Consider the following 8,377-nt stretch of genomic DNA (forward strand, 5'->3'; position numbering starts at 1 on the left):
AGCTGCTGTAGAAGCTCCTTCTATCAATGGTTAATTACTAGTTGATTGATTTAATTATCAAAAGTCCTCTATCTTGAGGGCTTTTTTTTTGCTTTAAAGTTTCATAAACAATAGAAAATATCATGTCCGCCGAATATTTATACCTTAAGGAAGGTATAGGGCAAAAGGCAAAAGGATTTCTTACAATTTTTATTTACACCGATTTTCATTGTCGAAGATTATTCCCACTCATTTACTCCTTATTTTTATTTTTTGCTAATTACTTTTTCCTTAAGCTCAAAGATATTATTAAATTGTTAATTAAAACTAAGTTCTTAAACCAAGAGTTGTTTCTAGAAATCTAACTTCAATATTTGCAATTTGTTTGCCTATATCATGAAAGCCACTTAATTTTTTTATTTCATTGGCATCATTTTCTGATTCTATATTTGCGAAAATACTGAGTTGATGTAGAGCGTTCTTTTTATCACTATTTTCGAGATAGTTATCTAGTAATATTTGAAAATGCGCCATAAGCATTTTGTTTGTTGTACATCTGATAATATCTTTGAGGTTTTCTACTGAAAGTTGCTGATTATGATTGTTGGAATCAATTTTAAACTCTTCGCAGATTTGCTCAATAACTATTTCTTGAATATTCATGTTTATTTCTCCTTAATAGATAGAGTGACTTGAATCAGATAGATCAAAAAAAGAGATTCAGTTTATAAATTGATTGGTAAAGAGATTTTTATCTTCATTTAACTTACTAACGTGCTATTTGTATGATAGCCAAGGCTAGCAATGGACGTCAAGTATTTGTCTAGATAAATAATATGTAATCTGGATAATTAATTATTCTGTAATGTCAGTAGTCAGTCAGGAGAGCCGTTGGGTTGGCGAAATAAAGTAGTTGGGAGAAAGGAAAGGAATTAGAGCAGTTTCCACAGTTATGAAGTAATTAGGGCTTGCTGATTAAATATCGCGCGCATTAACAGATATGAGTTTGAAGAATTTTAGGAACTTAAAAAGTACCAGCTTTTAGTTGGATGGAGGGGAAAAAGTAAGGATTTGAGGTAATGATAAGAGAAAAACTCAGGGGCAATGATCAATGACTACCTCTTCATACAACTCCCCGTTCATCCTAACTCTTAACTACTCCCTACCCTCACCCATCAGACTTTTTCAGCAAGCCCTAATTATGTTGATAGCTTTAAGGAGTAGTAGGGAAGATAGGAATTATGATAGCGAACAAGCGCAAAATATTGACCCCGTCAGTTGTACCACATTAGATTAGAGATCTCCAGAAAAGAGGAAGTAGGGACTAGTGCCGCTACGCGGAAGTCAGAAGTCAGAAGTCAGAAGTCAGAAGTATTAATTGGTAAGGCTTTTAGTATTTTGTGACTGGTCAGTTATTTCTGCCATTCTGCACTAGGGAGAAAGAATCGATAGTTTCTATGCGATAATTGATTTGATTTTTTATTATTGGAGATGTCTATTAGTCTGAAATTTTCTGTATTTAAGGGATATACTGGCATTTTATGCCTATGTTGAATGGAAGTATAGAGTGAGACGATTGTATAACCGGATTTCATATAAGTAGGTAGGCATGAAAAAAATTAAGTATATAACAAAAAGTAAAATAGCTCTTAAAGCTCTTCCCTTCTGCCCTCTGCCTTCTGCCTCCTGCTTTCATCTAACTACAAATTTTAACGCCTGAACCTTTTTTATCAAACTCCATATACCCTGCTAAAATAGATTTTAGCAATGGCTAGCAAAGGTTAAAGGTATGAAGAAAAGAAGACCGAGAAACTCTGATGGGACATTTAAAGAAGACCCTGAAGCCTTGACTAAAAAGTCTATAGGTTTAAGGATTAGCAAAAAAAAGATGCCCAAGTTAGAGAAAGTTGCGAGACAGAGCGGAATCTCAACAACAGAAATTTGTAGAATTATTATTGAGGAATGGCTTGATTCTCTTGAGCCTAAAGATGAGCAAAAAAACTCTATGATTTCTGAGGGGAAGTTATTAGCCCGATCAGAGATTATTTGTCCAATTAGATAAATCAACCTCTATCTTCTTATCTTCACAAAATAGCCCTAAGAAACTTCACAAACAAAGAGCTTTAAAAATTCATCAGGATGGGCTTCATTATCAGGATATAGCTGAAAATTTAGAGTTTGAGGGTTTATAGAAATCGTTAAGAATAGCTTTTTTAATCCTACTTCAATTAGGAAATGAATTAAAGACAGTAGTTAATAATTGAGTTGCACTAATCATAACTGTAAAAGAAATATATGGAGTGCAACTCAAAGTTTTATTATAAAAATTATTTAGACTGAAAATAATATATAGCGCTTTTATGTGGAATGTGGAGATAAAGTGCTACGAAAAAAGTACAGTTCAACAATACTTTATACAAATAACTGCTAACAATATTACTTAATAATTGAAATGTTCAATAAGTATAGTTTTATATCGATAAATTGGTATAAATTAACTTGAATGCTAGATATGAAAAATAATTTTGAGCGATCGCTACTAACATACGTCCAAAATTTTTACTCAATCAAAAACAACTAATTAACCTCATATTAACTTAATAAATTTTACTTGATAGGCAACAATATTTCAAATTCAGTTCCGACTCCTGGAGTTGAGTTAATCTGTAACTTTCCCTGATGGTTGTCAACAACAATTTGATAACTAATTGTTAATCCTAAGCCAGTACCTTTACCTACAGGTTTTGTAGTAAAAAATTTATCAAAAATTTGCTTTTGAATTTCATAAGGAATACCAGGACCATTATCAATGATACGAACTGAAAGCCAACCATAAATTGCTTTAGTATTTTCAGTAGAAATTACACTACTTTTCATCTTATAATTAGAATTTAATTTTACCTTATTAGTAAATTTATCCAAATTTTGATCTGTACTTTCAGATAAATCTTTAACTTCAGTATGAATCCATATTTTACCAGGTTTACTATTAGTTTCTTTTTCTTGATTTTCCTCTAGAGCATCAAGAGCATTCGTAATCAAATTCATAAATACTTGACTAACTTGACCAGAATGACACAAAATCAGCGGTAAATCCCCATAAATTTTAACAATTTCAACTCCACTAACCTTCCAACGATTCTTTAAAATTAATAGAGTACCATCCAAACATTCATTAATATTTGTTTCTTGGCGTTTGCTACCTTCCATGTGAGAAAAATTGCGGAGACTACTAACAAGTTGAATCATCCGGTCAGCCGAAATTTCTATACTATTCATCATCTCTAAATAATCTTGTTTAACAAATTCAAAATCAATCTCTTCTTTGAAATCTTCAACTTCTTTTATAGGTTCAGGTATATTTTTCTCATAAGTATTAATCAATTGAAGAAAGTCTTGATAATAACCAGACATAAACTTAGAATTACCTGCCACACAGTTAATTGGATTTCTCAGTTCATGGGCTAAACCTGCTACCATTTGCCCTAACATTACAAGTTTCTCTGTTTGAATTAGTTGTGCTTGAGTTTGTTTCTGCAATAAATCTTTAGCAAGTTGATGAATATAAGATTGAGCGATAAGTAACTTTTGAGTTTCTAAGACTTGATAATCTTCTGGAGAATTTTCGACAATAACTGGTTCATAAATAGATTCTTGAGGTCTTTTTACTGCTTTATCAGCAGCATCTACAATAGGTGTATCTCCTGAGAAGATTAATAATTCATATTTAATAAAGTCATATAAAACTTTAACAGAACGATTTAAAAAAATTTCTCTTCCATATTGGAGACTCAATTTTTTGAGAAATTGTCGTTGAGAAATCATCCCAATAAATTTACCCGATTTTGTTAAAATAATACCTGGAAGTAGGGGATTTTCTTCAAAAACTTTAGCTAATGTAATTCCTGATGTATCAATTTCAACTCGAATACTATGAAGTGGTAAATCTTTTACAGTGGAACCTAAATCAAGATGGTTATTTAAGTAAGGAAACATAGTTCATTAATTGATAATTGATAATGGATAATTGATAATTACCTCTGGTTAAAACCCTTCTTGATTAAATATAAGGAGATATTATTTCTTCTCTTGGTCGATTAGATATGCCGAGGTCTCCTCGCCGTCCCATCCTAACGGACTGCTCCGCAAACGACCGCTGTCTTGGTTGATTGGATATGGCGAGGGGACCTCGCCATCCCTCAACCGCTTTTTTCCCCTTAAAATGGGGAGGCTTTAAACCAAAATTATTTAATAATTAACAATTAATAATTAATAATTAATAATTCGGTAAATATTGATGGTTTTCTGATGTTCAAATTCTTTGTATTAATTCACTAAAAGCATTACCAAATCAGTAACTATTAACTAAGGATGACACACCTGAATTTGCTCCCAAACTTCTTTAGCATTTCTGACCTCTATCATCTTGAAACCAAGTGGAGAATTTCTTAATCAGAATATCCCAAAATTGCTTTTAAGTTTGTGGAATAAAATATTTCGTTTGTCTTGAGGTTCTAATCAAATATGCAGTTGCCTGTTTTTTGAAAAGCTAATTGCCAAAATTTTTGTATCCCGGTTTACAAGTATAAACATATTTTACAAAAATTATAAACTATGTATTTTTCTATTTTACTTCAAGTTAAGTATTTATACTAAGCTAGCAGATAAAATTTATAAGTTTATTGATATTTTTCGTAATATCCTTAACCTTTCCTTTACCTAAAAATAATTTTGATCTGCTTTTTCATCGAATTATTTTGAGCTATTGATCTTTCTATAACTATGCATAATCTTTTTTATATATGATAGTTTTAGCTCATTTATAGCAATTTTAAATAAAAAAAGTATTAGATATCTCTAAAGATATAGCAATATGATTTGAGTTTGATATATTGAAAAAATTTAGGAAAAATTGGCTATGGGAACAGGGAACAAAGAAGAATAAAAAAACTTATTATATGAATATAATAATTGCTATATTCTATACTTTTAAGGAATATCTCAATTTTCACAACTAGACATCTCCAGAAAAGAGGGAATAGGGAATAGAAGGAAATAACTAATGATTTATGTACGATAATTTATTTTATTGTTTATTTTTGGAGATATCTACTGATTCCTGATTGCTATATATCTATATTATTAGCTAAATAATCTTGATTATTAATAAAATTATTTAGAGTTACTTAATTCACAAAATAGAGTCAGATTTTTGGGTGCATCTCATATTTGCAAAAATACTTTTTTCCTATATATTTTCTATTTCCTATTCCCTATTCCCTGTTGCCAGATGAGCTGTTGCCTAAAAGCGATAAATTTTTGGCTTTATTCATGCCTTGAGATGCACCCAGATTTTTTGTTTGCAAAGCTATAGCAATCCTAAATAGGTTGCGGGTAATCAACAAAAAGTAGATAAAAAACTGAAACTCTTGCCTGTTCCCTGTTCCCTGCTCCCTAAAAACAGTAAGATTTTTATACACAAATAAAATAGGATTTCTATACATCAAATACTTCTTAAATAAAATTTTTGCCTTTGTGTTTTCCATAAGCAATGCCTAATCTTGACTTTTGACTATTTTTTTTTTAATTTTGTCTAAAATAAACAATCTCAACAATTAGATTTAAGATTCAGAGTGAAATCCGGTTTCGATCGACACTATAGTGCTTAAAGGTAAAGGGTCAGCAACAAATGAAGATGCTAACCCTAATTTATTCCTATCTAGAAAGGTTTGGCTACAAACCTACTATTTTTTGTCAATTCTATTGTAACGATGACAAATATTTTTTATCAATTTAATAAAGGTAAATATATTACCTCTTACCTAGGGCAAACTCAATCTAGACAACTACAGAGAAATCCAATTGGCATCTTTGATAGTGGTGTGGGTGGAATTGGTGTCTTAAAAGAATCATATCGTCAACTCTCCGGAGAGACCTTTATATATTTTGCTGATACAGCACGACTCCCCTATGGTACAAAATCTCAGACAGAGATAGTACGATTTGTACGTCAAGTGCTAACATGGATGCAAAATCAAGGCGTAAAAATGGCGATAGTTGCCTGCAATACTGCTACTGCTGCAGCAATAGATCGAGTAGCAGTTGAATACAATTTTCCCATTATTGGTATGATTGAACCTGGTGCAAATACAGTTGTCAACAGAGGTAGCAAAAAAATAGGCGTCATCGCCACTCGACAGACAGTCAACAGCAATGCTTATCTAAATACTATTCTTCAATTAGATCCTTCTGTTTCAGTATTTCAAGTAGAAGCGCCTGCTCTAGTACCATTAATTGAACAAGGTCGCATCAATGATGTGTATACTTTTGGAGTAGTGCAACAATATCTTAAACCCCTAATTGTAAAACAGATAGATACCCTGATATTAGGTTGTACTCACTACCCCCATCTACTTCATTTCTTTAGACAAATTTTAGGCAATTCAGTACAGGTAGTAGACCCTGCCATCACTGTTGTGAATACTGCAGCTCGGGAACTTCAACGTTTGGGAATATCAAGCGATCGCCCTCCACACTGTACTAGCTTCTATGTCAGTGGTAACCCAGAAGAATTTGCAAAAAAGGTGGAGCTATTTCTGGGTTTTACTCCAATAGTAGAGCAAGTTTGTTTAGAAGTGGAAAGAGTAACAGTTCAATCTGAATCTGTAGCTTGACTCATATAGCAGGCAACAGGGAACAGTTCATCTTTATTTGGCGCTATTATGAGACTTATGGTGTATTCAGCAGCGTCAAATATTTTTTTGAGTAGAAATTAGATTAATTTTATTTTTTTAGACATTAATTTTACTTTGTCCCATTTAAATTTAGCTTTAATTAGTTGATTTTAATCAAGTTAAATTAGTTTATATGTATCAAAACTAGGCATAAATATATCCTATTTATTCACAAATTGTATTTGCTGTGCTAAACTTTTGTCTATTAATGTGGTCATTACTAAGGAAAAAAATTTATGGCTGATATTACAGTTTTAGTTCAGAACGTAGCTTCTGGAGCAAATCCAGATAGTAGTGTATTCTTCTCTGATATGTGGGTGGGTTTTCATGATGGAAACTTTGACCTTTTTAATTCAAATCCAAGTGAAGCTGCTACTGCTGGTTTGGAAAGGTTAGCTGAAGATGCTATTATTGAACCAACAGGTGAATTTACAACTACTTTATCTACTGAATTTGACGATAGTGGAGCTGGCACTGTTCAAGGAAGAGTTCTAGGGCCAGTTGTAGAGAATAGCAATTTTAGGAATTTTTTCCAAGGAGACATTGGTGTTGCCCAATTTACTGTGGATGAAAATGCTGACAGCAGTAGCTACTTTAGTTATGCTTCCATGATCTTGCCTAGTAATGATGCCTTCACTGGTAATGGAAATCCTACTAGGTTTGAAATTTTTGATGACAATGGAAATTTCTTAGGACTAGATTTTACTGCTAATGGAACAGATATCTGGGATGCAGGAACAGAAGAAAATGATGAACTTCCTGCAAATACAGCAGGATTACAGCAAGCAGCTCCAGATACAGGAGTAGATGAAAATGGAACTGTTTTATTACACCCTGGTTTTATTGGCAGTGTACGAGAAGGTAGCACTGAACCAGGAAATATTTTACAAGCACGCTCTGACGCTGATTTCACCACAGAAGATGAAGGTGCAGGTAATGACATAGCTCGCATCAGTGTTTTACAAAATACGGTCGGTACTTCAGATGATAATCGACTCAACGGTTTAGGTACAGGGGATTTTCTCTCCGGTCTTGGAGGTGATGATACTTTAAATGGTCTTGGTGGAAGAGACTGGTTAGTTGGTGGTCGGGGTAATGACCTGCTCAGAGGTGGTGATGACGATGATATTTTGGCAGGTCGGATTGGAAATGATATTCTGCTTGGCGGTGATGGTGATGATATTTTAAATGGTGGTCAAGGTCGCGATCGCCTCAATGGTGGTGTTGGTAACGATACTCTAATTGGTGGTGCGAGCATTGACCGCTTCATCTTCAACACTAATAGTCCATTTCCGACGGTAGATATGGGTGTAGATACAATTACTGATTTCAATGAAGGGCAAGACTTGATACTCCTTGACAAGACTACTTTTGCTGCTATCACAAGTGATGCTGGAGCAGGATTTAGTGATAGCAGTGAATTTGCTGTAGTTGCCTCAGATGCTGCTGCTGATACTTCTTCAGCTTTAATTGTTCAGAGTACAGCAACTGGTAGTATATACTATAATCAAAATGGCACCGCAGAAGGTTTTGGTAATGGTGCTGAGTTTGCTAATGTAGGTACTGATGTAACTTTAAGTGCAAGCGACTTTGTTTTGCGAGCTTAGTACCTATTTGGGTTAGGGAGTAGGGGAGTGGGGGAGTAGGAGAGTGGGGGAGTGGGG

6 protein-coding genes are annotated in these 8,377 nt (G+C 33.4%); 3 read left to right on the forward strand and 3 right to left on the reverse strand.

The window, feature by feature from the left end:
- Positions 1-306: 306 nt before the first annotated feature.
- Positions 307-642, reverse strand: coding sequence for a hypothetical protein (locus tag AC3DU7_RS15690; RefSeq protein WP_488040264.1), 336 nt, complete (start codon positions 640-642; stop codon positions 307-309).
- Between the two features lie 1,126 nt (positions 643-1,768).
- On the opposite strand from AC3DU7_RS15690, the gene AC3DU7_RS15695 reads away from it, so the two are divergent.
- Positions 1,769-2,041 carry a hypothetical protein gene (locus AC3DU7_RS15695; RefSeq protein WP_488040265.1) on the forward strand — a complete coding sequence of 91 codons (273 nt, stop codon included), beginning with the start codon at positions 1,769-1,771 and terminating at the stop codon, positions 2,039-2,041.
- A gap of 545 nt (positions 2,042-2,586) precedes the next feature.
- Here AC3DU7_RS15695 and AC3DU7_RS15700 read toward each other — a convergent pair.
- Positions 2,587-3,975 (reverse strand): ATP-binding protein, encoded by a 1,389-nt coding sequence (locus AC3DU7_RS15700; RefSeq protein WP_488040266.1) that lies wholly within the window; start codon positions 3,973-3,975, stop codon positions 2,587-2,589.
- Between the two features lie 1,277 nt (positions 3,976-5,252).
- On the reverse strand, positions 5,253-5,525 hold the full coding sequence (locus AC3DU7_RS15705; protein WP_488040267.1) for a hypothetical protein: 273 nt from the start codon (positions 5,523-5,525) through the stop codon (positions 5,253-5,255).
- 225 nt (positions 5,526-5,750) lie between these two features.
- Here AC3DU7_RS15705 and murI point away from each other — a divergent pair, with 225 nt between their 5' ends.
- Both murI and AC3DU7_RS15715 read left to right on the forward strand, forming a co-directional pair.
- Positions 5,751-6,653 carry a glutamate racemase gene (gene murI / locus AC3DU7_RS15710; protein WP_488040268.1) on the forward strand — a complete coding sequence of 301 codons (903 nt, stop codon included), beginning with the start codon at positions 5,751-5,753 and terminating at the stop codon, positions 6,651-6,653.
- Positions 6,654-6,949: 296 nt separating this feature from the next.
- Positions 6,950-8,320 (forward strand): spondin domain-containing protein, encoded by a 1,371-nt coding sequence (locus tag AC3DU7_RS15715; RefSeq protein WP_488040269.1) that lies wholly within the window; start codon positions 6,950-6,952, stop codon positions 8,318-8,320.
- Positions 8,321-8,377 lie beyond the last annotated feature (57 nt).

The organism is Okeania sp. (assembly GCF_983059655.1).

What these genes read in the sequence shown, in the direction of transcription:
- AC3DU7_RS15715 (WP_488040269.1), top strand. Translation starts at nt 6,950, where the DNA reads ATGGCTGATATTACAGTTTTAGTTCAGAACGTAGCTTCTGGAGCAAAT.
- AC3DU7_RS15700 (WP_488040266.1), bottom strand. Translation starts at nt 3,975, where the DNA reads ATGTTTCCTTACTTAAATAACCATCTTGATTTAGGTTCCACTGTAAAA.
- AC3DU7_RS15690 (WP_488040264.1), bottom strand. Translation starts at nt 642, where the DNA reads ATGAATATTCAAGAAATAGTTATTGAGCAAATCTGCGAAGAGTTTAAA.
- AC3DU7_RS15705 (WP_488040267.1), bottom strand. Translation starts at nt 5,525, where the DNA reads ATGGAAAACACAAAGGCAAAAATTTTATTTAAGAAGTATTTGATGTAT.
- murI (WP_488040268.1), top strand. Translation starts at nt 5,751, where the DNA reads ATGACAAATATTTTTTATCAATTTAATAAAGGTAAATATATTACCTCT.
- AC3DU7_RS15695 (WP_488040265.1), top strand. Translation starts at nt 1,769, where the DNA reads ATGAAGAAAAGAAGACCGAGAAACTCTGATGGGACATTTAAAGAAGAC.